The following is a 24,375-nucleotide window of genomic DNA, read 5'->3' as shown; positions in this document are numbered from 1 at the left end:
AACAGATGAAGGGACGCCTTCGGCGACGACTTTCGGCGCGCTACTGCTGCCTGTGGCGGGGGCCGGTTCGGCGGGGTGCTGGTCGGCGGTGGTCATGAGACCGCCCCGGCCGTAGCGAAGCCCCGGAGGACGGCGCGTTCGGCGTACGGCTCGGGGACACCGACGGAGATCGCGGCGGCTGTGATCTGCCGCCCGAGCAGAGCCAGCCCGCAGGGGCCGGGGCAGGCGGTGTGCTGCTCTGCGATGAAGCGGGCCACAGCGAAGGCCTGCGATCCGGCCCCGGACTTCTCGCAGGCCGTGACCTTGGCCAGGCCGGTGGTGAGTCCGGTACGGACGTAGGTCTCGGTGTGGCGGCACCCGGTGGCCACGTGGCGGTCCCACGTGGCGCGGACCGGAGATGAAGAGGCCACCCCCACCCCTGAGGGCGGGGTGGCCTCTTCCTTCGCCGCGAGGTCGCGGACGGCATCGGGCAGGAGCGCTGTGGTGCCGGTGCCGGGCCCCAGCCAGCGGGCGTAGGCCATGAGGGACTTGACGTCCACGCCGGGCCGCACGCCGTTCGCGGAGGGCATGGTGCCTCGGTAGATCCAGTGCTGGCCACGGGTGCTGTTCACGGTGCGGGTGGCAGGCAGGGTCTGGTGGGCCCAGGTGACTGCGGCCTGGTTGTCGAGGTCAACCACGGTCACCCCGGCACCGCCAGGGTGGTAGCCGACCGCGCCCGCCTGACGCCACGCGGCACGCCATGCGGTCGAGGTCAGCAGGCTGGCGTCGGTGCTGGCTGCTGCCCATGCGTGGCAAGGTGCCAGGCACTGGCAGGGGCCGGGCACCTTCATGCCGGGGCGACCACCGCAGGCGTTGTCACGGCAGAGGGGGCAGTTGCCCATGGGGCCCTTGTCGGCCCGTAACGGCAGCACGGGCACGCCCCGGCGGGCGAGGTCGAGCGCCACGCGCAGGTGCGCGGGCAGCATCTGTTGGGTCATGCTGGAGACCTCCAGGTCTTGAGTCGATCGGGAGATGAGGGCGGCCCGGCTTTGGCGAGACGGGGCCGCCCTCTCTGTTCTCAGTGGCGGGTGTGGTCGGTGGCCAGGTCGGTCAGGCGCTTGGCCTCGTCGGGGGTGACGTTGCGGTAGCGGACCGAGACCCTGCATCCGGGGTGCGGGCAGCGGATGGTGCGTGTTCCGGTTAGGAGGGCGAGCGCGTCGGCGACGCGCTCCTCAAGGGCTGGTTCACGCGGTCGCCTTTCAGCGGTTGTTGAGGGTGCCGGTGGCGCGCCCGGACACGGGTGAGGGCGGCCCGGACTCTGGTGAGACGGGGCCGCCCTCGTCGTTTCTGCTGGGCGTGCTCAGCTGCGGATCTGGCTGCGCACCTCGGCGGTGAGGCGGAGGATTTCGTGGGCCAGATCGGTGATCGTCTGGAGCTTCTCTTCTACGTCCGCCGGTTCGGTGAAGGTGAAGGAGCGGTCGGAGCGGTTGCGGTCTGGTTTGGGGTCGGTGAACGAGAACGACACGGACGGCTCCAGCCTCAGATGTTCTGGTGGTGGGCGCGCTGGATGGCGGCTTCCCAGACGCTGCGGACCTGCGGTCCGGTGTGGGAGTCGTTCCAGGCCGGGATCGCCTCCCAGTGCTGGCCGTGCTGGCGGCGAGCCTCGTCCAGGAGGAGCCTTCCGGCGTCCCGGTAAGCGGCGTTGCGGGCGCCGGCCGCTGCGCGCAGCGCTCCGATGGAGCAGCGGGCACCCTCGGGGTGGATCAGTCGGTGCTTGGCCCAGCCGCGGGTGTCGAGGAAGGCGAGGGCGTCGCTGAGGGTCTCCTCGACCGGGCCCGGCCGGTGGACCGGCCCCGCGGCGAGGATGACGGACACCGGTGAGGAAACGGCCGGGGCCGCAAGGGCGACCGGTTCCGGGGTGGGGTCGAGGAGCTGGAACGCCTTCGCGTACAGGTCCTGCTCGACGGGGGTGAAGTGGGTTTCGGTGCGGGTGGTCATGCTGCCCTCCACAGGCCGTGTTCGTTGGTGATCTCGTCTCGCTTCTTCAGCTCGGACAGGCGCGGCTTGATGTTCTTGGCGGACGTGCCGAGCTTTCGGGCGATGGTCTCGGCGGTCATGGGGATCGATTCCTGACGCAGGAGTTCGAGGATTCGCGGCTTGATCAGCTCCTGTCCGTCAGAGGCAGCCGTGGGGCCGACGGGGTCGTTCTGGGTCTGCTGCTGCGGCACAGCCGGGCCCTGCTCGGCCCTGGTGAGGAGGTCTGTGAGGCTGCCGATCAGGTTCTTGCCTCGCTGGTCGACCACCGGGGTCTGCGTGATCGCCTCCCGGTACTGCCAGGCCTGGCAGTCCTCGACGGTGACGGGCGGGTGGCTTCCGGCGAGGGAGGCGGGCGGGACGTCCAGGTGCAGGGAGCGGAACTGGACGGCCTGCGAGCCGGGGGTGAGGAGGTAGCCCAGGCCGAAGGTGCCGTCCTCGGGACCGGCGGCGGCCGCCGTGTCCAGACCGCTGCTCATGTCCCGGTCGGCGACCTTGGCGTACTGGCCGGGCCAGGAGGAGGGGATCATCGACAGGTCGATGCCCTCCGCGCCCTCGACGGCGTTCGCCCCGACCAGGGAGCCCTGGCCCCTGGCGCAGCGCAGGAATACCGCGCCGCCGCCGATCAGGAGCTGGGAGCGGATGACGGTGGAGTTCCCGAGGTCTTCGGCGAGCGGGGTCTGGGTGGCCAGGACCACGCCGATCCCGCGCTTGAGGGACCGGCGGGTGAGCTGCTCCACGATCGCCTTGGCCTCCGCGTGGTACGGCGAGGAGACCGACAGCAGCATGTGTGCTTCGTCCATGACGATCAGGATCAGCGGGTCGGTGAAGGGGAAGGCCGGTGAGCGGTAGCGGGCTTCGCGGTCGAGCATCAGCGCGTACGCCAGCCGCAGCGCGCCCATCGCCTCGTCCAGGCCGTCGCCGCAGTACGCGGCCAGGTCCGCTCCGGCGATCGTTCCCGCCTGCGGGGAAGCCAGGATCACGGCGATGCCGGAGCGGTGGGCGGAGAGCAGGACCTGTTCCAGGCATCCGGACTTCCCGGAGCGGGACCCGCCGACGAGGTAGAGGTGGCGGGCGCCGGAACCGGGCTGGGCCAGGGGAATCAGTGCGGGGCGGGCGTCGATGTAGGTTCCGAGACGGATGTATCCGCGGGAGTCCATGGCCAGCTCGTCCACCACGTCGGAGAGCATGGTGCCGTGCATCAGCGCGTGCTCCTTCATCACGCGCACCCCCATCTGCGAGGGCTTGTCAGCCGGGGCCAGAGCGATCTGGATCGTCTCCAGGTCCAGGTTCCCGGCGAGGTTTTGGATGTTGACGGTCCCGATGGCCTTCCGGTCGCGGGTGGCGATCCCTTCCCAGTCCAGGGGCCCGTCGTAGCGGGTGAGGGTCAGGGTGGTGCCGGGCATCGCCCCTTCCGGGACAGCAACGTGCGCGGCCCACAGCTCCTCAGGTGTCCTGGGCGCTCCGCCGGCGGCGATCTGCGGCTGCTGGGCTGCCTTCTTGAGGTGGACGGTGACCGGGAGCGCATTCGGGGCGTAGTGCTTGGGGTCGCCCATCTCCACCTGGGAGACAGGGATCTGGTAGACGGACGCGATGTCCGCTGCCTTCACCCTCACCTGCTGGCCCTGGGGCAGGGTGATGATCCCGGTGAACGACACAAAGTCGTCCCCGGCCTCGAGGGCGACGTGCGCGAGGCGGGCCCCGGGCTGGATGAGCTTGCGGCCCTCGGTCTGGGTCGGGCCGCAGATGAACTCCGTCCACCACGCGGTGATGAGCTGAGCCTGCGAACTCTGCCCCTCCTTGGTCGTGGTCGCGGCCGGGAGCGCGGAGAGTTCGCCGCCAGTGTTGCGGTAGTGCGCGAGGACGGCCGCTCCGGCCGGTAAAGCGAGCCCGAGGGCGAACAGCGGATCCATTCCGCTCGCCAGGACCTGGTGAGCGGCGATGCCGCATCCGGTGGCTGTGATCCCGCAGGCGATCAGGGAGCGCAGGACGGGGGCGGAGGCGCTGACGGCCCACGCCCCCACTCCCGCCGCTCCTGCAGCGAGGGCGGACCAGGGGCCGGCGGACACGGATGCCACGGCGAGGGCGGCGGGCGCGTACTGGATGAACTGTGCTCGGGTCGGCCCCATGGCCCTTCTCCCTACTGCTGGGCGTAGAAGGCGGCTTCGGCCATCTCGACCGGAGACGTGTCCACGGCATCAGCGATGCCGCCGTGATCGGACTCGACGGTGCTCTTCGCGTCATCGGCGGCCGCAGCCGCACCGTCCGCGGCGGCCGTGTAGGCGCTGGCCGCATCCTTGGCGCCGGTCATGGTCAGGGCCGCGTCCGCGAACTCGGCGGTGGTGGCGTCGTCCACGGCCAGCGCCTTCATGGTCTCGGCGGCGTCCTGCATCTGCTCCGCGATCTCGTCGACGTCGGAGGCGAGCTGGGTGACCGTGTCGGCGTGGGCGTGGACCTGGTGGGTGAGCCAGGCGAGCTTGGTGCGCAGGGCCGCGTAGGTCGCGGCGTCCTTGAGGGATTCGGTGGCAGACATGCGGGCCTCTCCTCGGCTATCGGGCGTTGTAGAAGTCGCGTTCGGCGGGCTTGGTCAGCGGGGAGTCCGCCACGGCCCGGAAGATGCCGCCGTGGCGGACCTCGGCGTTCGCGGACGCAGTCCGGCACGCTTCCTCGCCGCCCTGGATCTGGTCGTGCAGCTTCTTCGCGGCGGCGGCCTGGAGGTCGAGCTGCTCCTTGAGGTGCTCGCACTTGGCGATGAGGTTCGCGCCGACGTCCTTCTCGGTGATCTCGGCGATGAGCACGTCGCAGTCCGCGGCGACCTGCTCGGACTCGTCGACGAGTGCCAAACAGGCCTCGGAAGTGGTCTGGCACAGGGTGGCCGCGCCTTCGGCGAGGTCGATGACCTGGGTCAGGGTCATGACCTCACCCCCGCTGTAGGTACGGGACTTCCCGGCGGCGGTGGTGACGTGGACGCCGTTGGCGTCCACGGTCGCGGTGTGCGGAACGGGCGGGTTGGGCTGCATCGCGGGGTCCGTCCTGATCTGGTTGGGGAGCTTGACGGTGCGGGGCTGCGGGATCGTGCCGGGCGGCGGGATCGTCGGCCCCGCCGGCGGGGCTGCGGTGGGCGGCGGTGTCGGGGGTGTGGTCGGCTTGGGCGGCACCGTGGGCTTCGGCGGCACGGTGGTCCCCGCGGTGGGTGCGGAGGCCCCCGGCGCAGGCTGAGAGAAGGGCGGACCGGAAGGCTTAACGCCCGGCTTTTTCAGGTAGGCGGAACGCCACCCATCCCGAAGCCCCCCGGCCCAATGCGCGCCCGCCAGAAGCCCGTAATGCGTTTTCGCGGCTGCGTTGTAGGCGGCGTTTCGGAAGGTGTCCGGTGCCCGGGTCGGAGACCATTTGGCTTGCGTTTTCGGTGGGGGCTTCTTGATTCCCGCCTTCTCGTACTTGCCGTGGGTGCTGTCGACGCCTACGAGGTAGGTGATGGCGAGGAGAACGAGGAGTTCCACGACCCTCCCTAGGTGACACTGTGTAGTTGATGGCGGTTACCGGTTACCGGTTACAGGCCCTGCGGACGCCGGTTCGGGCCCCCGGTACGTTCAGAACTGGGCGCCTGCGGGCTGTAACCGGTAACCGGTAACCGGGTACGGAGGTTGCCTAGCGTGACGTTCCGATGTTGCTGACCGTGGTGTTCGCCGTGTTGAAGACCGATTCGAGGGTGCCGCGGATCTCGGTACTGAACGGCGTGTACGGCAGGAAGATCCCGGAGACGATCAGCATCAGGCAGATCGCCATCTGCTTTCCCTTGGTCTTCTTGAAGGTGAAGAACACGGCCCAGCAGAAAAGGGCCAGAGCGAAGAACTGGAGCGTCATTTCACGCACCCTTCTCGAAGGTGAATCCCTTGTCGTTCACGGAGGCGATCACGCCCGCGCCGGAGCTAGAACCGGAGGGCGCGGAGAGCTTCTTGTAGGCGATGAGTCCGCCGCCGCCGACGAGCGCCACCCACAGCCAGGGGCTGGAGGTGAGGGAGCCGCCGGCGCCGGTGGACTCTTCCTTGGCCTTGGGGGCTGTACCGCCGCCGAGGGTCGGGGCGGTGCAGGCGGGGATCTTCGAGACCTCCCATGAGGCGGCCTTGGCGACGGCCGCCGCCCGGACCTTCATGCACTCCAGGTAGACGGCCAGCTCCCGCTCGTAGAGGGTCTTCGCCGCGGCTTCCTCGGTCTGCGCGCGCTCCTTGTCGGCCTGTGCCTCGACCAGGGTGTTCGCGGCGTTCTCCTTGGCCCGCGCACGGTCCTGGGCGGCCTGTTCGCCCTGCATGCTGGTGACGGCCACGACCGTGCCGCACACCGCGAGGACGGCGATCGTGCCGCACACGGCGAGCGCGGCCGTGTTGCGGCGGACCCCGCCGAGCTTGCCGATCGTGGCGGAGAACTTGGATGACGTGCTGGGCTTCTCGGGGGCTTCGGTGTTCATGCGGGTGAACTCCTCGTCCCAGTCGATACCGGACATGGCGGCTCCCTCCTTTCAGGGCTTGGGCCGCGCAGGGTCAGAGCTGGTTGGGTTCCAGGCTGAAGAAGATCGTGTTGGCGGAGGCCATCTGCGGCTGCTGGGCGACGAGGTGCTCCTTGAGGGCGATGAACACGTTGTGGCGGGTGGCGCCGTTGGCCGGGGTCCACGTGCCGTACTGCGTGGTCATCTCGCGCCCGGGCAGTTCCAGGGTCAGCACCCAGGCGTGGGAGCCCTGCGAGGTGGCCTGGGTGGCGGTGGTGGAGGTGGCGGTCTGGGAGGTCACTGGAACTCCTTGAAGAGTTGGTGTGTTCAGGCGGTGGGGCGCGGGGTGTCCGCGCACGGGGTGCACATGCCGAGGGAGGCCGGGATCACGTATCCGGCATCCCGGCGGCAGGCCGGGCACCAGCGGCGGGTCGCGTTGGCCTTCGCGAGGGCTGCGGCTCGGCGGACGCTCATCGGCCGGACCGGGCGGGCCAGGTCGATCCGGTAGAGGTAGGCGATCAGCGGGCCGCGCCGGCGGCGGGGCCGCTCGACCTGGGCGGCGACGTCCTGTCCGCCGGGGCGCAGGCCGAGGGCTCGGAGCTGCCGGCGGGTGGCGAGCCCGTCGGGGGCCAGGCGCCACCGGTAGACGGTGGTCACCGGGGGCTCTCTTCCTGGGCCATGAGGGTGGCCCAGGCGCTGCGGATGCGCGCTTCGCCGCCGGTGAATCCGGACTCGCGAAACGCAGCCACGGTCTGCCGGTAGGACAAGGGCGGGTCGTCGGAGTAGCGCAGGTACCGGAGGACGACGACGATCTGTTCGTCGGTCAGCGGCTCCCCGATCAGCGGGGTGGAGACTCCGGCGATGGCGGCGAGCTGGTCGAGCGTCACGGGCGTGACGGCAGGCGTGACGGCGGGTGTGACGCGTTCTCCGTCCAGGCCGGTCAGCGTGTCGTTGACCTGCGTGTCTTCCCCGTCACGCTCATCCGTGACGGTCCCCTCCCCGGCACCCGGTTCGGGTGCTGGCGGGAGGGCGGGAGTCACGGCCGCCGTGACGGCGTCACGCCCTGCCGTGACGGGGGCGGTGGGGGGTGTGACGGTGATCGCGAACATGTCGCCGAGGGCGACGTCCGCGCCGGTGGTGATCCGCTCCCGCTGGACGTCCAGCAGCCGCGCCCCGAGCGTGGTGTCGGCGGTGCCGACCTTGCGGGCCAGGCGCCACGAGGCCCGGTCCGAGCGCTTGCGGATCTTCTTGTCGGGGTGGTTGGTGGCGCGGGCGCGGTGGTAGGCCAGGGCCTGGACCACGGCCGCCGCCCGCGCTTCGGCCTCGGCGTCCCGGCCGTCGACATGCACCACGATCCGCCGGGCCAGGAACGCCATGCCCTCGGCCGAGACCGACATGCCCAGCGGGGTGATCGCGTAGATCACGGTGCGGGGCCCGTCGGGGGCGGCGACGGCGGACATGGCCGATGCGGCGGTCGGCAGGGCCCACAGGCCTGCGCGGACCACGGCCGGTGAGGACTGCCCCAGCATGGTCAGCCCCAGCAGCACCAGCGCCAGCACGGCGGTGGCGCCCTCACCGGCGGCGACCGCGCCGAGGGCGGTGCCGGAGTTGTAGGCGCCCTTGATGTTGGAGTAGGTGCCGTAGCCGCCGGCCGCGCCCGTGGCGAGCATCGGGGCGAACGCGAGACCGAGGACAGCCTTCTGGGCCGCGGTCAGCGGGCGGCCGCTCACCACTCGCCCCCGTCCTTCGCGGCCTTGAACAGGGCGTAGGTGACGGGGTCTTCGGCGGTCTGGACGCGGATCGCGTCCGCGGCCAGCTGCGGGTCCCGGCTGACGACGCGGTTCGTTGCGATGACGATCCGCACGGCCAGGGCTCGGCGGGCCAGCAGCCGGTAGTAGAGCCGCTCGTCCGCATCGGCGATCGAGGGCAGCGGCACGTTGAGGGCTTCCACGATCGCGTCCAGCAGGTCGGCGTGAGCCGCTTCGGTGCGCTCGTTCATGCCGCGTCCCCCGAGACCTGCGTACCGGCGGCGCGGTTGGCCGCGTCCCGGCGGGCGGACAGGACCCGGTGGTGGGCCCGGCGGATCCGGCGGCCGTCAAACTCGGACGCCGGCCGGTCCAGCAGGACGATCAGCGCGTCCAGCAACTCGACCTCGGCCAGCACCAGCGGCATCTCGGCCTCGATCGCGTCCAGCTCCGCGTCCGACGGCTCCAAACCGTCGGACCACGGCGTAACAACGTCCTGAAGTGCAGCGATGTGCTTCATGAGTCGTGTTCTCCCTAGCAGGTGTACGGCTCAGCAGCCCTCGGCGCGGGAACGCCGGGGGCTGCACTGCGTTTGGCAGGTGGAGTGGGTCAGACGGTGGCGATGATCAGCGCAGCGACCAGCAGCCACACGTGGTGGAAGGACTGGTCCAGCGCGTAGGCCCCGGTCCCGAGGTGGGCTGCCGGGGCGCCGACGGCAGTGGCCGGGTGTGCAGGGTGGGCGGGGGTGCCGAGGCTGTAGAACTCGCTCTTGCCGGTGACCTTGGCGAGCCAGGCGAGGGTGGAGCGGCGGTCGGCCCACCAGTGGGTGACCGCGTCCACGCCCAGACCGAGCACCAGGCCGGCGGCGGTGAGGTGCAGGTCGAGGAGTAAGGCGACCGGCAGCAGGAGAGCCAGCTTGGTGACGGTCAGCCTGACTACGTGGCGGGTGTCGGCCAGGCGGCCGGTCCAGCCCGGCTTGCCCTTGTCGGCGGCCTGGCAGGAGGACTGCACCCAGTGGTCACCCACTCTGTGAGCGACGTACAGGGCAGCGAAGACAGTCGCGAACGTTGCAGCGTGCACGAGAACTCCAGACGAGAGCAGGCGAAGACAATGTGAAACCGGCCGGACGAACCGGCCCCGGCTCCCCTCAACCCCGCCCGTACGAGACGGGCGGAGGAGGCAGTCGGCCGCAGCGCGAGAGCTGCGAGGCCAGAAGAGTTGAAAACCGGACTTCACCCGTGCGCCATTGGGCTGCATGCAGGTCCCGAACCGGGAATCGGGTGCGTCATCGTCACTGCTCTGACGCCAGCAGGCGGCCTGCACGGATCGGTGCAGGTTGGCGTGCCGCCGACGACTTCACCCGGTCGTCACGGGGGCGGTCTCACTCTTGCCGCCACGTGCGTTGGGGCCCCGCTGTCCTTCCCCCCACCCGAATCCGGGTGGCGCCTGCCGAGCGCATAGGGGGAGCCGGCGTCCGTCACGGCGGTTTGCCCCCGGACCCTCGCCCTGGGCACCTACCGCGACCGCCGACTCGCGTCAGCCCCGCACGATCACTCTTCAGTTCTCAAACAGCGCTCCGGAGCGGCCGTGGAAACCCACCGCGAAGCATGGGGACCAGCTGGAGCAGACAAAGCAGGGGTAGGGCGCTTCACGTTCCCCGCGAACCGATGCGGTACCTCTATTACAGGTACTACAGCGACTTCCGTCAAGCAGGTCCGCGGATGTTCATCGCTTTCACGCCGAGACTTCCTGGCGCACCATCAGAATCGGCCCAGGTCAGGGGCGTTGTTTACCTCGCACGTGGACACATCGGGGCCTTCTGGCTACCGTCAAGAGCTCCCAAGACGTCCCACCAGGGGGTGTAGATGTCCAACGAGCGCTTACGGTCGGCCCTGCTCGCCAAGAAGATGAGCATTCAGCAGCTCGCGGAGGCCATCAGCGTCAACGCGAAGACCGTGGAACGCTGGATCACGCAGGGCAAGATTCCGTACCGGCGCCACCAGTACGCCGTAGCCGCTGAGCTCGGCGTCAGCGTCACGACACTGTGGGACGACGAGCGGGCAGTCGAGTCGTCCACGGACCTGAGCAAGGCGGAGATCGTAACCGTCTACCCGCACCGGCACATGGTGCCGGCAGGACTCTGGCGCGAGATATACGACCGTGCCAAGAGTCACGTTGACGTGCTTGTTTACGCGGGGCTCTGGCTGTCCGAGGACCCGCAGTTCCACAAGATCTTGAAGAGAAAGGTGTCGGGCAGCACCCAGGTGCGCCTCCTACTCGGGGACCCTAGCTGCGAGGCGGTCCGGCAGCGCGGCATCGACGAAGGTCATCGGATCATGGATGGCAAGATCCGCAATGCCCTGATGAACTACCGGCCGCTACTCGCCGGCCACCCTGACATCGGGATCCGGCTCCATGACGCGACGCTTTACAACAGCCTGTTCCGCGCCGATGACGACATGCTTGTGAACACTCACGTGTACGGCATCGGCGCCTTCATGGCCCCGGTGCTCCACCTGCGCCGTCTCCCTGGCGGCGGCCTCTTCGACACCTACGCGAATAGCATCGAACAGACCTGGGGCCAAGCGCGCCCAGTGGCCGACCACGACTTCACGGGAGCATGAGCATGGGACGTATCGACTATCTACACGACCCCGCCGGCCCAGCTCCGAACAGCGTCGTCCCCTCCGTCGTGGCCTTCGTGCAGAACGACGCGGGCGAGGTGCTGGTGATCCAGCGCTCGGATAACGGTCGTTGGGCCCTTCCCGGGGGCGGCCACGATGTGGGCGAGTCCATCAGTGACACCGTTGTGCGTGAGGTCTGGGAGGAGACCGGCATAAAGGCCGAGGTCGTCGACCTGTCGGGCATCTACACCGACCCCGGCCACGTGATGCTGTACGACGACGGTGAGGCCCGGCAGCAGTTCAGCATCTGCTTCCGCGCGCGGCCGGTCGGCGGGGACCTTCGGACGAGTGACGAGACGACGCAGGTCCGCTGGGCTTCCCCTGCGGACTTGGCCGACCTCGATATCCACTCCACGATGCGGCTCCGAATCGAGCACGCCATGGACACGGCCCGGAACACGCCCTACATCGGCTAAGCCAGGGCTGCCTTCGCCGTCGAGAGCCTGGTGAGCACGCGAACCGTGCACATCAGGATCTCTGGCTCGGCTCGCCGGATGAACCGCCCGATCAAACTCTCCGGACCGTAACGGCCAGCGATCTCCGTGATCCGGTCCATGGGGTTCGTGGGCATGCCGTCCGGCGTGGTGTTCATGTCGCAGAAACAGAGGGCGTCAGCCAGGTCTTCCTCCTCGCGCGGGAACTCGCTCTCAAGTACGTCCCGCAGGCCCCGCGCGTCGGCCTCCATCCACGCACACGAGTGGTGTGCGACGAGCCGCACGACGCGCTCGTCTGCGCCTACACTCCGCAGGTGACGGGCGCCGTCGAGCGGGTGGAACCCGGTCTTGGCAAGGTCCGGCGAGTAGCCGATGTCGTGCAGCACGGCCGCGGCCTCCAACAGCTCGGCATCCGGACCCAGGATTCCCGCGATGGCGCGGGCCCGCTCGGCGACGCCGAGGGAATGCGCCCAGCGACGCGGAAGCGGGTCGGCGAGCAGCGACTCAGCCAGGGGGTAGGCCCATTCGGTCAGCGTGGTGGTGGTCAAGACTTCAAGTCCTCCTGTTGGGATGGCAGGGCCCGGACTGAGCGCCGCTTACCTTGCCCCCCTTCGGTAAGCAGGCCGGCGGCCTCCAGCTGCGTCAGAACCTTGCTGATGGTCGGGCGGGACACCTTGAAGCGGGCGCTCAGCTTTCCTTCGCTGAGGAAGGGTGCCCCCACCTCCAGCCCGTCAGCCGTGATCAGTTCGGCGATCCTCTCGGCAAGTGGTCGTCGATCTTCATACTGCCCCTCACGCAAGACACGCCACCGAGCCCCAGGCACCGGCTCAGCCACGCCCTCTTGCTGGAGCACCTTGAACGCCCGTAGCGCCAGCCCGCGGGACACGGCGTACTCAGCCATCACTTCGGCCAGTGACGGAAGCTCAGCCATGCTCACATCGTCGACGATCCGAGCCTTCAGACGTTCAGCGATCTTCAGGAACGTGCCGCGAGGACTGATCTGTTCCGACACTCGTTCTCCTTCCGAGGCTTGCCGCATGCTCCAAGCCTCGCACGCCAGCTGCTGAGTGACTGGGGCCGGGCTCGCGAGCAAGCCGACCTGTGCAGAAAGTCCCACGCCGACATGCACGCCGGTGCGATCGAGACCTCGATCCTGCTCCACGCCGACCCTGATCTCGCCCGCCCAGGTTACGAGGCAGCAAATCACTATGCGAGTGAGCACCCTTTTCTTCTCACACCAGGAATGAGGGAATGCACTAAGAGTGAAACTATCGGCTTCCCGTCGCACACTACCTCAGAAAAGGCTCATACAGTTCCGGCGGGCCTCACGGCGAGTTTCGCTAATCACTTAAACGCGTTGGGCGCATAGCGGAGGATTAACATCAGCGCGCACTCCCCCGACAAGGAAGGCGTAATTAGCCCAAAGAGTTGGAAGCAGAGCTAAGATTCACTCATGTCGACAAAACGCGCGTAGTGCCCCTGAAAAGCCGTGACGATAACTCCGGAAGGACCCGTGCGGCTCTTGGCGATGAAGAAGTCGGCTTCACCCGCCCGAGGGGTGTCCAATTCGTACGCATCTTCGCGATGTAGGAGAATCACGATATCCGCTGCGCTTTCCAGGACCCATGGAATGTGATGCAGCTCAGGGCGGGGGGTGCCGCGGTGATCGACCATAACGCGCCCCAATTGATAGAAAGCTATCACGACAAGGTCCAGCTCTTTCGCCATGGCACGGAGCTCCCGCGTCGCGGCAGCAAGACTCCGCCCCCTTTCATCGCTCGCCATTTCGAGGCCAGGAAATAGTAGATCGATACTATCGATCACCACAAGGCAAACCCCGTCGACTTTTGCTAGCTTTCTACAGGTTCGAATTAGTTCACCAACCGAGTAATCAGGTTCGTCAATTATGTGTATCGGGGCGCCACTGATACTCGGCATTCTCTGCGCAAGACGGGTCCAATCCACATCATCCATGACGCCGGAGGTCATGTGATGTAGTGCAACACGCGCCTCCGCTGACATTAGGCGCATCATGATCTCATAGCGGGTGAATTGTAGGGACACTAGAACGCTGGGGCGGTTACTGGCGATGGAGCAGGCGCGAAGGAAGTTGAGCGCCAGCGTGGATTTACCCATCCTGGAAGCTCCCGCGACCACGACCAGCTCACCCGGCTGGAATCCCGAGTTCAGGCGATCGAGGTCTCGAAACCCAGAAGGTATACCCAGGGGCACCCGCGATGAACCAAGCGCCTCCACTACATCAAGGGCTCCTTCAATGGCATCCACTGCCCGGCATGTTGAGTACTGCGGAAATGCAGCACCAAGGAGCCTGTCTTCTATGAGTCGAGACAGAATTTCGATATCCGGCTCGTCGGCCTTGGATATTGACTTTGCAAGCCCTGCCACCTCTTCACTGGCCGCGGCTATCTCGCGCGCCAGAGATCTCTTCGACATTCGAGCGGAGTAGATTTCTCCGGCGTAGGGCTCAGGGGCAGCCGCCACGATGCCGTGCAGGAGGTGCGCAGCTCGACTCGGAATGATCGCCGATAGGCTGCCCATTCTTTCGAGGATTTCCTCGGGAGAGACGCTCTTACCGTTTTCATAGAGATCCATCAGGGCGAGGTACACCCTTCTATTGAAATCATCGGTGAAGTCGTCTGGACCAATCACCCCTTCAGTGTCTGAAATTGCATCGGATGACAGTATCATGCAACCTAGAAGCATCCTTTCGTCTTCGACTTGACGATCTGAATTGACTGTTGAGGCGGGGGGCACTTCTGCGCCACCTGCTCGAACTCCTTGCTGACTTTGATGGATAGCCCGACATAGGGCTTGAAGGCGATCGATGGATTGCCGGAACTCCTTTTCTCCGGACCTTCCGTCGCTTACCCCTTCGCGGAGGAGCCATCCAGCCAGACTGGTCAGTTGCTTCGGGCTTGGGATTTGCTTGCCGTTAAGGATCTTCCCGATTGCCTGATAGTTGAGCGTCGCCGGGGCGGAGTCGTCGAGCAGTAGCCCCTGCGAGATCTGACGAAGCCCCGGGCGGCCAGCTGCAGCGTAGGTGTCATGCAGTGCGGCAAGCATCTGGCGGTGTGGCCCAGGGGGCACTTGTTCCTCTGGCGGCATTGCCAGCCCGCGCTTCCCTCTTGCCGTCCCCACTGGTCCCCCAAGTGTCTCCGAGTGTCTCCATCGCAGGATGGCACGAGTGTCCGCTGCAGGTCAGCCACTTACACGAACCCGCGAACTGACTGGTTGTGACGCGAACTGCGCATGCCCTGCGGGGAGCACCCAATGCTGGAAGTACAACCAGGAGGAGGCACACATGGGTCGCTGTCAGAAGAAGACGGCCAGATCGGACTGCAGTGGAACACCTCAGGGACTGGGACCACTGCCGCTGGCCACGGTGGTTCAAACGGTTGCTGCCGTGGGCATGAACGCGCTAGCGATCTATGTCTTGTCATGGCTGCAGTGAAAGGAGCAGAGTGGCAACCTCACAACGGCAGATTGCCTGTCCAGGCTGACCGCAGCAGACCTTCGCCCTGGCTGACTTGGGCCCTCCACGATGATCTGGAGAGCTGAGGACGGCACAGTACGCAAGTGGGTGACTCGACTGGTCAGACCTCCAAGTGAATGTTGGTGGTTCAACCCACGGCGCCCGTCGGCGCTGATGACTCCTCTCCGAATCGAGGCGAGGGAAATAGCGGCGGGCGGAGGCACGCCCCGCTCCACAAAAGCGGGGCTTTGCTGTCAGCGATCTGCTGCACCATTGGCCCTGGATGCCCGCAAGTGTCACTGGGCTACTCAAGTTCCCTGGAGCAGAGGAGCGGATCCGTCGTGCACAACAACCTCATCTACCTCACCGACGGCCGAGGCAAGGTTGATGCCACGAAGCTCAGTGACATCGAGTGGAAGCAGCTGGTCGCCGACAATCGTGACTCCACGCGCCGCCAGCTTGTGAAATGCGCCTGGTGTTGGGATGACGACAAGGTCACCCACTGGATGAGGACCTTCTGTCGCAACGGCGGCCGTGTCATCGCCCATCAGCCCAATGAGTGCGCCGACCATCCGTACCAAGCGTTGGAGAGCGATGAGCACAAGGCGTACTGCGATCGCGTCGAGCGGGTAGGTGAGTCTGAAGGGTTTGAGTCTCGGCGTGAGGCCCGTGCCAGCGACGGCCGTACGCGCTCCGATGTTCTTCTCGTTGGAGATCTGCACCTCTCGTACGAGATGCAGCACTCGCCATTCAAGCAAGGGTACGGAGCCAGGGAGCGGACACGTCGCTCCCTGGCCGCCAAACGGGACGCAGTTGCCTGGCATACCGACAGTTCCATCATCGCCACTGGGGCGAGCGTCGCCATGCTCCGCTCCAACCAGGCTCGCCTACCACAGATCGAGAACCCGCGCTACGAACTTCGCATCCTTGGTGGGTACCGGAAGGTGCTTGCATGGAAGTGCACCAGCCGAGAGGGGCATCGCTGCCCCCTGAAGCGCTTTGCCGGCTGCGGCTCCACTCACGTCGACTCGCAGCCCACTGCCATCACTCTGGACGACTTCATACGTCAGGCTCCCGCCGGCTTGGTCGTGCCCGTGAGGCCGCTGGAACGGAGCGGTTTCTGGACGACGAACCGCGACTACCAGATCTGGGTGGATCACTACGGTGTAGGAACTCGACCTAGTACGGACGGGACACTGCGGACCTGGAAGGAGCAGCAAGCCGACGGACATTCGCGCCATACGGCAGCCAAAGACCACACGCCTGGGCCACAGCAGCAGGCAGGTGGGCACCGAGCCGTGACGGACGTCCCGGACGAGTTGATCGATCTGCAGCGATCGACGAGGGAAGCCCAAGCGAAACTCGCCGGCCTCGAAGGAGGAGCCTTCGACGCGCAGCTGAAGGAATGGCGCACGGCGGCCGAGACGTTTCACGAGGCAGTAACCGCGTACGCGGCGCTTGAGAGAGTGTCGCGCTCCGAGGTGGAGCAGGCAGCGAAGAATGCCGCTCGGAGCCTGCGGCAGGAGAGGTGAAGCGCTACTTCTCCGAGCATGAACTGGGCTGTAGCGGGTTACACCTGGGGAGCGTCCACTCTCCTGGGCCGTCGGTGGGCCGTCAAAGGGCGGCCTAGGGGGACCAGCACCGACCAATGACGGCTGCTCCCAGACTGGTCAAGATCGGTGCTGCATGCGTCCCCTCAGGTCGCGGACGTGCGCTGTAGGTTCCGCGACATTTAAGTACGCCGCAGGTCAGGACGGATTCCCGTCCTCCTGGGCCGTCCGTGGCTGTCGCCGGTGTCTCCGCCCCCGCGGAAGACCCCGTCGACTGCCCTTCGTGCTCACGCCTGGCTGTTGGGGAAGTAGTCATGGGGATCGTGCAGCTCGGGCACGAGTCGCAGCGGGCGCCCTGGGCTCAGATCAGCCCGACGCGCCGCCTCCGGGTAGTACCCGACTCCTCGCACATTGGTCACATAGAGCCCAGCTAGCTGAAGCCGTCGATCAGTCGGGCCAACCAGCAGCCCTGGCGCGTCTTCGCAGAGACCTAGGCCACCTTGGTACTCGACGAGGTGCAGCCGATGGGGGCTGCCGGGCGCCGGCACGAATCGATCTGCGGGCCCGTCCGACGGAACGCACATGCCATCGCCCTTCGGTACAGAATCGCTCCACCCTTCCATGGCGCGGCAGCCCTTGTGGGCCGTTCCTGGTCAGTGACGGCAGGTCTCTGACGGTGCTGTTGCCGAGCCCTCGATGTCATAACCAACCGGGCAGGGTCAGCGCTCGGAGCTGGGAGCCAGATGGGGAGCCACCGGGGGCGACACGAAGCGGATTCTCCTGGACTGACTTGGACGGTGGGGAGCCAGAGACCTTGGGGTGGAAGGGGGCCGCGGTCCCCCTTCCTTGGGTGCTGCTTACCGGTGCCTTAAGCGGAGCGTAAGGATCTTCGGGAGGGGGCCGAACGGGGTGGCGGCGGGGGTGATGCGGGCTAGCTTGGCGGGGCCGAGGAGGGCACGGGGCGGCGTCGGATCCCACGGGGGGCGGCGCCGCCCGGCCCGGCTCCCGGCACACCCACGCCCGTGGTGCCCCATCGCCGCTCCGAAGGAGATCCGCCCATGCCCGCAAGCCCCCGCCGCACCGTGACCCGTATCGCCGCAGTCGGCCTCGCCCCGCTCGCGGTGGCCGCGTACGCCGCCGGGCCCGCGGCCGCGCACGGCTCGATGACGGACCCGGTCAGCCGGGTGGCGGCCTGCTACGCGGAGGGGCCGGAGTCTCCGAAGTCCGCGGCCTGCAAGGCGGCGGTGGCGGCGAGCGGCGCGCAGGCGTTCTACGACTGGAACGCGGTGAACATCGCCAACGCTGCGGGCAACCACCGCTCCTTGATCCCGAACGGGCAGCTCTGCTCCGCCGGCAACGACAAGTACCGGGGCCTGGACCTGGCCCGCGCCGACTGGCCGGCCAGCCCGATGGCATCGGGCCCGCACACCTTCCGGTACAAGGGGACCGCCCCGCACAAGGGCTCCTTCGAGCTGTACGTCACGAAGGACGGCTACGACCCGTCGAAGCCGCTGAAGTGGTCGGACCTGGAGCCGGCTCCGTTCGCGAAGGCCACCGACCCGGGCATGCAGAACGGGGACTACGTGTTCTCCGGCAGCGTGCCGAACAAGTCCGGGCGGCACCTGGTCTACAGCATCTGGCAGCGCTCGGACAGCCCGGAGGCGTTCTACACCTGCTCCGACGTGGTGTTCGGCAAGGACAACGGCGGGAGCGGGGGCAACGGCGGCGCGAACGGCGGCACCGGCACCACCCCGAGCACGAAGCCGAGTACGGCTACCGGCACGAAGCCCTCCACCAAGCCCTCCACCGGGGGCGAGCGCCCCTCGGACGCGCCGAAGGCCCCGACGGACCAGCAGATCGCGGACGGCGAGAGCAAATCCACCGTCGAGCACAACGGCCACGGCGACAACGACCCGAAGACGAACGGCAGCACCGCCCTCGCCCCGGTCCCCGTCCCGTCGGATTCTCCCGCGGGCACCAACCTCGCCGAAACCGGCGGCAGCGCCGCGACCCCGGCGATCGCGATCGCCGGGGCGGGCGTACTGGCCGTCGGAGCGGCCGTGATGTTCGGCGTGGCCCGACGCCGTGCGACGGCGCCGGGCCGCCGCGGCCGCTAGGCCGCCGCGGCCGCTAGCCGGAGGGCTTCACCGGCCTCGGCCCGTCACCTGCGCGTCACTCGAAGACCGACGCGCAGGTGGTCCGGGAGGCGTGCGCCGGGTCGAGGGAGTTGACCGCCTCGTGCCAGGCGATCCGGTCGGTGAGCCCGATGGCGACGTGCTCGGAGAGGTCCAGCGGGCACAGGTCCTGGAGCACGACGTTGCGCACGTTGGAGCCGGTCCCCTGGAGGAAGGCGCTGCGGTAGGGCGTGACGACCTCGTCGTACTTCGTCGCGATGACCGTGTACTGGACCCCGGGGACGGTGTCCCCACCCGCGTTCAGCTTGGTGACGAAGGGGGATCCGGCGATCTGGTCGGCCAGCCCCGGGGTCGCGGAGCTGATCAGGTCCTCGGCGCCGGGGAAGTACGGGAGCAGCTGGGTGAGCCCGGCCAGGGTGGTGCCGTGGTTGTCGGGGGCGAGCCCGATCAGGGCGTTGACCTTGGGGGCGCCGCCGAGGAACTTCAGGTAGTAGTTCGGCATCATGCCGCCCTGCGAGTGGCCGACGATGTCGGTCTTCGGGGCCCCGGTGGAGGCCAGCACCTTGTCGACGAACACCTGGAGCTGGCCCGCCGACTTGTCGATGGGGCCGAGCCCGTTGAAGAAGGGCACGCCGGGCAGTTGCCCGTAGTCGAGCGAGTAGACGCAGTACCCGCGGTGTACGAGGTACGGCGCGAATCCGAGCCAGTTGTCCACGGAGTTGCCGAACGTGCCGTGGACGAGGACGACGGGGCGCGGGTGGGCGGCGGAGGGTTTGCAGGACCAGTCGTTCCAGCCGCTGCTGGGTGCCGACGCGGCCTGCGCGGCGCCGGCGGGGGCGACGAGGGCGGCGGCGAGGGTGAGGACGGCCAGCGGGCGGAGCAGGCGTCGCCAAGGCAGCATCGAGTGATCTCCTTGCGGGTCAGGGAAATACGTGGGGGTTTGTCCCGTGATCCGGATCACAAGGGGGTGCTGCTTCGGCCAAATTACGGGCGAGTAGCAAAACTTGAAAGTTACGCGTCAGTAAAAAATGCGTGTCGGCCCCCCGGCGCGAGGCCGGGACGATCGTCCGTCAAGTCCCGCCCGAGGCGGACGCGTTGCCGCCGCCCCACGGGACCGCCGCCAGGCCCCGCCGGTCAGACGGGACTTTGACGACACGACCTAGGCCGCGCGGCGGAACGTGGCCGCCGGGCGGACCGTGCCCGGGCCGAAGCGGGCGTTCGCCCGGTCGACGGCCGCCTCCACCGTCAGGCGGGCCTCGCGGACCGGGTCCAGCGAGATCTGCCGGGACGCCCGTTCGGCGCCCGTGAGGTCCTCGGCGCGCAGCACCATGCCGGTCAGCCGGGCCCGTTGCAGCCCGGCCGCGTCCAGCAGGCGGTACGCCGCCGCCCGCAGGTCCTCGTCGTGCCCTGACGCCTCGGGGAGCCGCCGGGTCCGCTCCCAGCGGGTGCCGCCGGCGAACTGCAGCGTCAGCGACAGGGCCCGGGCGGCCTGGCGCCGGCCGCGCAGCACCGCGCCGAGGCGGACCACCAGGGCGAGGAGCACGGCCCGGGCGTGCGGGCCGTCGAGCTCGTGCCGGGTGAAGCCGCTGCGGACGGCGGCCGACGGGGGCAGGTCCTTCGGGGTGACGGGGCGCGGGTCGATCCCGCGGGCGCGTTCCGCCGCGAGCCGGCCCGCCCGCTGCCCCAGGATCCGTTCGACGGTGCCCGGGGATACGGCCGCGACCGCGCCGACCGTGTGCAGTCCGTACCCGCGCAGCGCCTCCGCCTGCTTGGGGCCGACGCCGTGCAGGGCCTCCACCGGCAGCGGCCCCAGGAAGGCGTCCGCCCCGCCCTCGGGCACGGCCAGGACCCCGCCGGGCCCGGGGATCCGGGCGGAGGCCGTCGCCGCCACCGCCCAGGTCCCGGCGACCCCGATCCGTACGTCGGTGCCGAGCCGGGCGAGCGCGCGCAGCCGCACCAGTTCGGCGATCCGGCCGGCGTCCGCGCCGAAGTACCGCTGCGCGCCGCGTACGTGCACCAGCGCCGCCCGGGGCGGCAGCGCCTGCACCGTCGGGGAGAACTCCCGCAGGAGTTCCAGGACTTCGCGGTACCCCTCCTCGGCCAGCGCCGGAGCGCACCGTACGTGCAGGACGCCGCCCGCCGGGGTCATCCCGCGCTCCCCGGGCTGGAGTGCCACAGCTTGCGGCCGGTGGCGGCGCGGTCGCCGGCCGGCTGGAGGTCGGCCCACGGGTTCATCTCGTATCCGGTGGACAGGTGGATGCGGCGCCCCGGATCGGCGGCACCTGCCGTGTCCCCGTCACCCGGCAGCGGCTCCGCCAGGCGGGCGGCGACCGCCTCCAGGCCGCCTGCGGCCCGCAGTTCCACCAGCTCGGCCAGGTCCCAGGCCGCCGCGCCGACCACGCTCAGGCTCTGCGGTCCGCGCCGCTGGACGACACCCCGTACGAGCAGCAGGAACGAGTGGAAGACGGTGTGCGCGCACGCCTCGTGGCTGTCGTCGAAGAAGGCGAGGTCGACCAGGCCCGTCCCGTCGTCCAGCGTGGTGAAGATGACCCGCCTCCCGGACCGGATCGGCGGGGTCTGGGTGGCCGCCTTGGCCCCCGCGACCAGCACCGTCCGGCCGTGCTCCATCTCGCGCAGTCTGCGGGCGGGGACCACCCCCAGCTCCGCGAGGAAGGCGTGGTGGTCCCCCATCAGGTGCCGCGAGGCGTCCATGCCGAGCACGCCCAGCTCCGCGCTGAGCCGCTCCGCCTCGTTCAGGTCGGGCAGGCCGACCGGGGCCGTGGACCGCCCGCCGTCCAGCGGGAGTTGGACATTGCCCGGCCGGGCTCCCGCCGAGCGCTGCGCGCCGTGCAGTTCGGCCACGTGCAGCAGCAGGTCGCGCCGGTTGGCGCCGAAGGCGTCCAGTGCCCCGACCTGCGCGAGCCGCCCCGCGACCGGCCGGCCCGGGTGGGCCCGGTCCCAGAAGTCGCGCAGCGATCCGTACGGCTGCCCGTCCTCGATCCGCCGCGCCTCCGCCTCGCTGATGCCGTGGACGTCGGCCAGGGCCAGCCGGAGCCCCCACACCGGCGGAGTCCCGGCCTCGGACACCAGTTCGATGCGGTGGGCCACCGCCGACCGGTTCACGTCCAGCGGCAGCACCGGTACGCCCCGCCGCCGCGCGTCCGCCAGCAGCAGCCGCTTCGGGTACATCCCCGGGTCGTGCGTGAGCAGCCCGGCGTAGAACGCGGCCGGGTGGTGCGCCTTCAGCCACGCCGACTGGTACGTCGGGACCGCGAAGGCCACCGCGTGCGCCTTGCAGAAGCCGTAACTGCCGAACGCCTCGACGATCTCCCAGGTCCGGCCGATCACCTCGGCCGAGTAGCCCCGTTCGCCCGCCGTCGCCGCGAACCACACCTTGATCCGCGCCTGCGACTGCGGGTCGGAGAGCCCGCGCCGCACCCGGTCCGCCTCGTCGCGCCCGCAGCCGGTCATGACGTGCACGATCTCGATGATCTGCTCGTGGAAGACCACCACCCCGTACGTCTCGCGCAGCGCGTCCGCCAGGTCCGCGTGCGGGAAGCGGACCGGGGCCCGCCCGTGCCGCGCCTCGATGAACGGCCGCACCATGTCGGCGGCGACCGGCCCGGGCCGGAACAGCGAGATGTCGACGACCAGGTCGTCGAAGGTGGCGGGCTGGAGCCGTCCCACCAGGTCGCGCTGGCCCGGGGACTCGATCTGGAAGCAGCCGAGCGTCTCGGCCGAGCGGATCAGCTCGTACGTCGCCGGGTCGCCCGGCGGCACCTGCGCCGGGTCGTCCAGGTCGAGTTCCTCCCCCGTGCCGCGCCGGATCTCCGCGACGGCGTGCGCCATCGCGGACTGCATCCGTACGCCCAGCACGTCGAGCTTGAGCAGCCCGAGCTCCTCCACGTCGTCCTTGTCGAACTGGGACATGGGGAAGCCCTCGCCGCTCGTGGGCACCACGGGGGTGCGCGCGAGCAGGGAGGCGTCGGAGAGCAGCACCCCGCACGGGTGCATGGCGATCCCGCGCGGCAGCGCGTCCAGCGCCTCGACGAGCTCCCACAGCCGCCCGTACTCCTCCCCGCGCACGCCGCCGTGTACGCCGCGCAGTTCCGGTAGTTCGGCGAGGGCCGTGCGGGCGTCGCGGGCCCGGATGTGCGGGAAGGCCTTGGCGAGCCGGTCGACGGTGGCCGGGTCCATGGACAGGGCGGCGCCGACGTCGCGGATCGCGTGCCGGACCCGGTAGGTCTCGGGCATGGAGACGGTGGCGACGCGCTCGGTGCCGAAGCGGTCGATGATCCGCCGGTAGACCTCCAGCCGGAGGGCGGACTCCACGTCGATGTCGATGTCGGGCAGGACGTGGCGGCGCTTGGACAGGAACCGCTCCATCAGCAGGCCCTGTTCGACGGGGTCGGCGTGGGCGATGCCGAGGAGGTGGTTGACGAGGGAGCCGGCGCCGGAGCCGCGGGCGGCCACCCGGATCCCCATCTCCCGTACGTCGTCCACGACCTGGGCGACCGTCAGGAAGTACGAGGCGTAGCCGTGGTAGGCGATGATGTCCAGCTCGTGGTGCATCCGTTCCCAGTACGCGCGGTCGTCGGCGTAGCCGCGCAGCACCATGCCGGCGGAGACCCGGGAGGCGAGGACCCGCTGGGCGGTGCGGTGGGCCGCGCCGACGAGGTGGGCCTCGGGGAAGTGCACGGAGCCCATGCCGAGGTCGTCCTCGGGATCCACCACGCAGGCCTCGGCGGTACGCAGGGTCTGCGCGAGCAGCCCGCGCGCGTCGGCGGGGCGCAGGCCCGCGGCCCGGCAGATCCGGTCAGCGGCCGCGGCCATGGCGGCGGGGCCCTTGAGCCAGCGCTCGCCGCCGTCGAGACCGCGGGGGTCGACGGGGACGAGCCGGCGGGCCGCGTCGAGGACGTCGGCGACCGGGCCCTGGCCCGGGTCGGCGTACCGGACGGCGTTGGTCAGCACGGCCGGGACGCCCTGCTCGGCGGCGAAGCCGACCGTACGGGCGGCCAGGCGCAGCGAGCCGGGGCCGGTGCCGGTGCGGCCGTGGTCGACGGCCTCCAGGCGGAGGGAGTCCCCGTAGACCTCCCGCCAGGGCGCGAGCAGCCGGGTGGCCCGGTCCGGCCGGCCGGCGGCCAGCGCCCGCCCCACATCGGAGCCGGGCCCGAGCAGTACGTACACCCCTTCGCCGCGCAGCTGCGCCCGGGGAAGCAGCGGCGGGCCGCCGCCGGCCGCGGCGTGGGCGGCGGTGACCATGCGGCACAGCTCGGCCCAGCCGGCGGCGCCGTCGCGGGCCAGGAAGGTGGCCCGGGGTGCGGACTCGTCGACGAAGGCTCCGCCGGCCACGGGGCTGCGCCGCCGGTGGGACGGCTCGCCGGAGCCGGCCGGACCGGCCGCCCCGGCCGGTCCCGCGGAGCCCCCCGGCCCCGCGGAGCCCGCCGCGTGCGACACGGCCAGGTCGACCCCGAACAGCGGCCGTATCCCGGCCTTGGCGCAGGCCTTCGCGAACCGGACGGCGCCCGCGAGGGTGTCGCGGTCGGTCAGGGCGAGGGCGTCCATGCCCCGGTCGGCGGCGCGTTCCGCCAGCCGTTCGGGGTGGGAGCCTCCGTAGCGCATGGAGAACCCCGAAACGGTGTGCAGATGCGTAAAACCAGGCACCCGCGGCCTCCTGCTTCGCTCGAACGTGAACACCACCCCCGTCTCCACCATAGAGCAATTCGAATATCCGTGCGAAACATTCGTTCGAAGACCCTGCTGGTCGGGCCGCCTCCCACCCCGTCATCCATTCGGCCCGCCCCTGCTGCGTGCCGTCCCCCGTACGCCGAGCGTGTG

At 69.3% G+C, this 24,375-nt stretch carries 25 protein-coding genes; 5 read left to right on the top strand and 20 right to left on the bottom strand.

Annotated elements, in window-relative coordinates; genetic code table 11:
- Positions 1 to 92: 92 nt before the first annotated feature.
- The 14 genes from ACFXGI_RS04035 to ACFXGI_RS03970 form a co-directional block, all read right to left on the bottom strand.
- A complete protein-coding gene (locus ACFXGI_RS04035) occupies positions 93 to 977 on the bottom strand; it encodes a bifunctional DNA primase/polymerase (RefSeq protein ID WP_384702925.1) in 885 nt (294 codons plus the stop codon).
- Positions 978 to 1,339: 362 nt separating this feature from the next.
- Complete coding sequence (locus ACFXGI_RS04030) at positions 1,340 to 1,504, bottom strand: hypothetical protein (RefSeq protein WP_384702922.1); 165 nt, start codon at positions 1,502 to 1,504, stop codon at positions 1,340 to 1,342.
- A 14-nt stretch (positions 1,505 to 1,518) separates the two neighbouring features.
- Entirely contained in the window at positions 1,519 to 1,977 is a 459-nt protein-coding gene (locus ACFXGI_RS04025; RefSeq protein WP_384702919.1) for a hypothetical protein, read from the bottom strand.
- Positions 1,974 to 4,142 (bottom strand): type IV secretory system conjugative DNA transfer family protein, encoded by a 2,169-nt coding sequence (locus tag ACFXGI_RS04020; RefSeq protein ID WP_384702917.1) that lies wholly within the window; start codon positions 4,140 to 4,142, stop codon positions 1,974 to 1,976. Before ACFXGI_RS04020 ends, ACFXGI_RS04025 begins: the two co-directional genes overlap by 4 nt.
- An 11-nt stretch (positions 4,143 to 4,153) precedes the next feature.
- Complete coding sequence (locus ACFXGI_RS04015; protein ID WP_384702914.1) at positions 4,154 to 4,546, bottom strand: hypothetical protein; 393 nt, start codon at positions 4,544 to 4,546, stop codon at positions 4,154 to 4,156.
- A gap of 16 nt (positions 4,547 to 4,562) precedes the next feature.
- On the bottom strand, positions 4,563 to 5,189 hold the full coding sequence (locus tag ACFXGI_RS04010; protein WP_384702911.1) for a hypothetical protein: 627 nt from the start codon (positions 5,187 to 5,189) through the stop codon (positions 4,563 to 4,565).
- Positions 5,190 to 5,661: 472 nt separating this feature from the next.
- Entirely contained in the window at positions 5,662 to 5,877 is a 216-nt protein-coding gene (locus tag ACFXGI_RS04005; RefSeq protein WP_384702908.1) for a hypothetical protein, read from the bottom strand.
- Position 5,878: 1 nt separating this feature from the next.
- Positions 5,879 to 6,514, bottom strand: coding sequence for a hypothetical protein (locus ACFXGI_RS04000; RefSeq protein WP_384702905.1), 636 nt, complete (start codon positions 6,512 to 6,514; stop codon positions 5,879 to 5,881).
- A 37-nt stretch (positions 6,515 to 6,551) separates the two neighbouring features.
- Positions 6,552 to 6,797 (bottom strand): hypothetical protein, encoded by a 246-nt coding sequence (locus tag ACFXGI_RS03995; RefSeq protein ID WP_384702902.1) that lies wholly within the window; start codon positions 6,795 to 6,797, stop codon positions 6,552 to 6,554.
- Positions 6,798 to 6,823: 26 nt separating this feature from the next.
- Positions 6,824 to 7,153, bottom strand: a complete 330-nt coding sequence (locus tag ACFXGI_RS03990; protein ID WP_384702899.1) for an RRQRL motif-containing zinc-binding protein — start codon at positions 7,151 to 7,153, stop codon at positions 6,824 to 6,826.
- A complete protein-coding gene (locus tag ACFXGI_RS03985) occupies positions 7,150 to 8,166 on the bottom strand; it encodes a hypothetical protein (RefSeq protein WP_384703412.1) in 1,017 nt (338 codons plus the stop codon). Before ACFXGI_RS03985 ends, ACFXGI_RS03990 begins: the two co-directional genes overlap by 4 nt.
- A 56-nt stretch (positions 8,167 to 8,222) precedes the next feature.
- Entirely contained in the window at positions 8,223 to 8,495 is a 273-nt protein-coding gene (locus ACFXGI_RS03980) for a hypothetical protein (RefSeq protein ID WP_384702897.1), read from the bottom strand.
- Complete coding sequence (locus ACFXGI_RS03975; RefSeq protein ID WP_384702894.1) at positions 8,492 to 8,761, bottom strand: DUF6284 family protein; 270 nt, start codon at positions 8,759 to 8,761, stop codon at positions 8,492 to 8,494. Before ACFXGI_RS03975 ends, ACFXGI_RS03980 begins: the two co-directional genes overlap by 4 nt.
- An 89-nt stretch (positions 8,762 to 8,850) precedes the next feature.
- Positions 8,851 to 9,321 carry a transcriptional regulator gene (locus ACFXGI_RS03970; RefSeq protein WP_384702891.1) on the bottom strand — a complete coding sequence of 157 codons (471 nt, stop codon included), beginning with the start codon at positions 9,319 to 9,321 and terminating at the stop codon, positions 8,851 to 8,853.
- Between the two features lie 785 nt (positions 9,322 to 10,106).
- Between ACFXGI_RS03970 and ACFXGI_RS03965 the strand changes: the two genes are divergently transcribed.
- Both ACFXGI_RS03965 and ACFXGI_RS03960 read left to right on the top strand, forming a co-directional pair.
- Positions 10,107 to 10,865: an XRE family transcriptional regulator gene (locus ACFXGI_RS03965; RefSeq protein WP_384702888.1), complete on the top strand. Its 759-nt coding sequence runs from the start codon at positions 10,107 to 10,109 to the stop codon at positions 10,863 to 10,865.
- Positions 10,866 to 10,867: 2 nt separating this feature from the next.
- Positions 10,868 to 11,341, top strand: coding sequence for an NUDIX domain-containing protein (locus ACFXGI_RS03960; RefSeq protein ID WP_384702885.1), 474 nt, complete (start codon positions 10,868 to 10,870; stop codon positions 11,339 to 11,341).
- Here ACFXGI_RS03960 and ACFXGI_RS03955 read toward each other — a convergent pair.
- A complete protein-coding gene (locus tag ACFXGI_RS03955; RefSeq protein WP_384702882.1) occupies positions 11,338 to 11,907 on the bottom strand; it encodes an HD domain-containing protein in 570 nt (189 codons plus the stop codon). The two genes, ACFXGI_RS03960 and ACFXGI_RS03955, sit on opposite strands and share 4 nt — an antisense overlap.
- Positions 11,904 to 12,371, bottom strand: a complete 468-nt coding sequence (locus ACFXGI_RS03950; RefSeq protein WP_384702879.1) for a GntR family transcriptional regulator — start codon at positions 12,369 to 12,371, stop codon at positions 11,904 to 11,906. The genes ACFXGI_RS03955 and ACFXGI_RS03950 overlap by 4 nt, the downstream gene beginning before the upstream one ends.
- Positions 12,372 to 12,389: 18 nt before the next feature.
- Here ACFXGI_RS03950 and ACFXGI_RS03945 point away from each other — a divergent pair, with 18 nt between their 5' ends.
- Positions 12,390 to 12,728, top strand: coding sequence for a creatininase family protein (locus ACFXGI_RS03945; RefSeq protein ID WP_384702876.1), 339 nt, complete (start codon positions 12,390 to 12,392; stop codon positions 12,726 to 12,728).
- Positions 12,729 to 12,799: 71 nt separating this feature from the next.
- On the opposite strand, the gene ACFXGI_RS03940 is transcribed toward ACFXGI_RS03945, so the two are convergent.
- Positions 12,800 to 14,443 carry a replicative DNA helicase gene (locus ACFXGI_RS03940; protein WP_384702873.1) on the bottom strand — a complete coding sequence of 548 codons (1,644 nt, stop codon included), beginning with the start codon at positions 14,441 to 14,443 and terminating at the stop codon, positions 12,800 to 12,802.
- A gap of 750 nt (positions 14,444 to 15,193) precedes the next feature.
- Here ACFXGI_RS03940 and ACFXGI_RS03935 point away from each other — a divergent pair.
- Both ACFXGI_RS03935 and ACFXGI_RS03930 read left to right on the top strand, forming a co-directional pair.
- On the top strand, positions 15,194 to 16,384 hold the full coding sequence (locus tag ACFXGI_RS03935; protein ID WP_384702871.1) for a hypothetical protein: 1,191 nt from the start codon (positions 15,194 to 15,196) through the stop codon (positions 16,382 to 16,384).
- Between the two features lie 1,076 nt (positions 16,385 to 17,460).
- Complete coding sequence (locus ACFXGI_RS03930) at positions 17,461 to 18,519, top strand: lytic polysaccharide monooxygenase (protein WP_384702868.1); 1,059 nt, start codon at positions 17,461 to 17,463, stop codon at positions 18,517 to 18,519.
- 55 nt (positions 18,520 to 18,574) lie between these two features.
- On the opposite strand, the gene ACFXGI_RS03925 is transcribed toward ACFXGI_RS03930, so the two are convergent.
- From ACFXGI_RS03925 to ACFXGI_RS03915, 3 genes are all read right to left on the bottom strand, one after another.
- Positions 18,575 to 19,438 carry an esterase/lipase family protein gene (locus tag ACFXGI_RS03925; RefSeq protein WP_384702866.1) on the bottom strand — a complete coding sequence of 288 codons (864 nt, stop codon included), beginning with the start codon at positions 19,436 to 19,438 and terminating at the stop codon, positions 18,575 to 18,577.
- Positions 19,439 to 19,696: 258 nt separating this feature from the next.
- On the bottom strand, positions 19,697 to 20,686 hold the full coding sequence (locus ACFXGI_RS03920) for a hypothetical protein (RefSeq protein ID WP_384702863.1): 990 nt from the start codon (positions 20,684 to 20,686) through the stop codon (positions 19,697 to 19,699).
- Positions 20,683 to 24,201, bottom strand: a complete 3,519-nt coding sequence (locus tag ACFXGI_RS03915) for a DNA polymerase III subunit alpha (protein ID WP_384702861.1) — start codon at positions 24,199 to 24,201, stop codon at positions 20,683 to 20,685. The genes ACFXGI_RS03920 and ACFXGI_RS03915 overlap by 4 nt, the downstream gene beginning before the upstream one ends.
- Positions 24,202 to 24,375 lie beyond the last annotated feature (174 nt).

This window comes from Streptomyces sp. NPDC059355, assembly GCF_042752335.1.
Lineage (GTDB): Bacteria > Actinomycetota > Actinomycetes > Streptomycetales > Streptomycetaceae > Streptomyces.
Note: the sequence above shows the minus strand (reverse complement) of the source record. Positions and strands in the feature narration are given on the sequence as shown.

Coding starts and splice junctions, on each gene's coding strand:
- ACFXGI_RS04035 (WP_384702925.1), bottom strand. CDS start 977: ATGACCCAACAGATGCTGCCCGCGCACCTGCGCGTGGCGCTCGACCTC.
- ACFXGI_RS04025 (WP_384702919.1), bottom strand. CDS start 1,977: ATGACCACCCGCACCGAAACCCACTTCACCCCCGTCGAGCAGGACCTG.
- ACFXGI_RS04020 (WP_384702917.1), bottom strand. CDS start 4,142: ATGGGGCCGACCCGAGCACAGTTCATCCAGTACGCGCCCGCCGCCCTC.
- ACFXGI_RS04015 (WP_384702914.1), bottom strand. CDS start 4,546: ATGTCTGCCACCGAATCCCTCAAGGACGCCGCGACCTACGCGGCCCTG.
- ACFXGI_RS04005 (WP_384702908.1), bottom strand. CDS start 5,877: ATGACGCTCCAGTTCTTCGCTCTGGCCCTTTTCTGCTGGGCCGTGTTC.
- ACFXGI_RS04000 (WP_384702905.1), bottom strand. CDS start 6,514: ATGTCCGGTATCGACTGGGACGAGGAGTTCACCCGCATGAACACCGAA.
- ACFXGI_RS03985 (WP_384703412.1), bottom strand. CDS start 8,166: ATGCTCGCCACGGGCGCGGCCGGCGGCTACGGCACCTACTCCAACATC.
- ACFXGI_RS03980 (WP_384702897.1), bottom strand. CDS start 8,495: ATGAACGAGCGCACCGAAGCGGCTCACGCCGACCTGCTGGACGCGATC.
- ACFXGI_RS03975 (WP_384702894.1), bottom strand. CDS start 8,761: ATGAAGCACATCGCTGCACTTCAGGACGTTGTTACGCCGTGGTCCGAC.
- ACFXGI_RS03965 (WP_384702888.1), top strand. CDS start 10,107: ATGTCCAACGAGCGCTTACGGTCGGCCCTGCTCGCCAAGAAGATGAGC.
- ACFXGI_RS03960 (WP_384702885.1), top strand. CDS start 10,868: ATGGGACGTATCGACTATCTACACGACCCCGCCGGCCCAGCTCCGAAC.
- ACFXGI_RS03940 (WP_384702873.1), bottom strand. CDS start 14,443: ATGCTTGCCGCACTGCATGACACCTACGCTGCAGCTGGCCGCCCGGGG.
- ACFXGI_RS03930 (WP_384702868.1), top strand. CDS start 17,461: ATGCCCGCAAGCCCCCGCCGCACCGTGACCCGTATCGCCGCAGTCGGC.
- ACFXGI_RS03925 (WP_384702866.1), bottom strand. CDS start 19,438: ATGCTGCCTTGGCGACGCCTGCTCCGCCCGCTGGCCGTCCTCACCCTC.
- ACFXGI_RS03920 (WP_384702863.1), bottom strand. CDS start 20,686: ATGACCCCGGCGGGCGGCGTCCTGCACGTACGGTGCGCTCCGGCGCTG.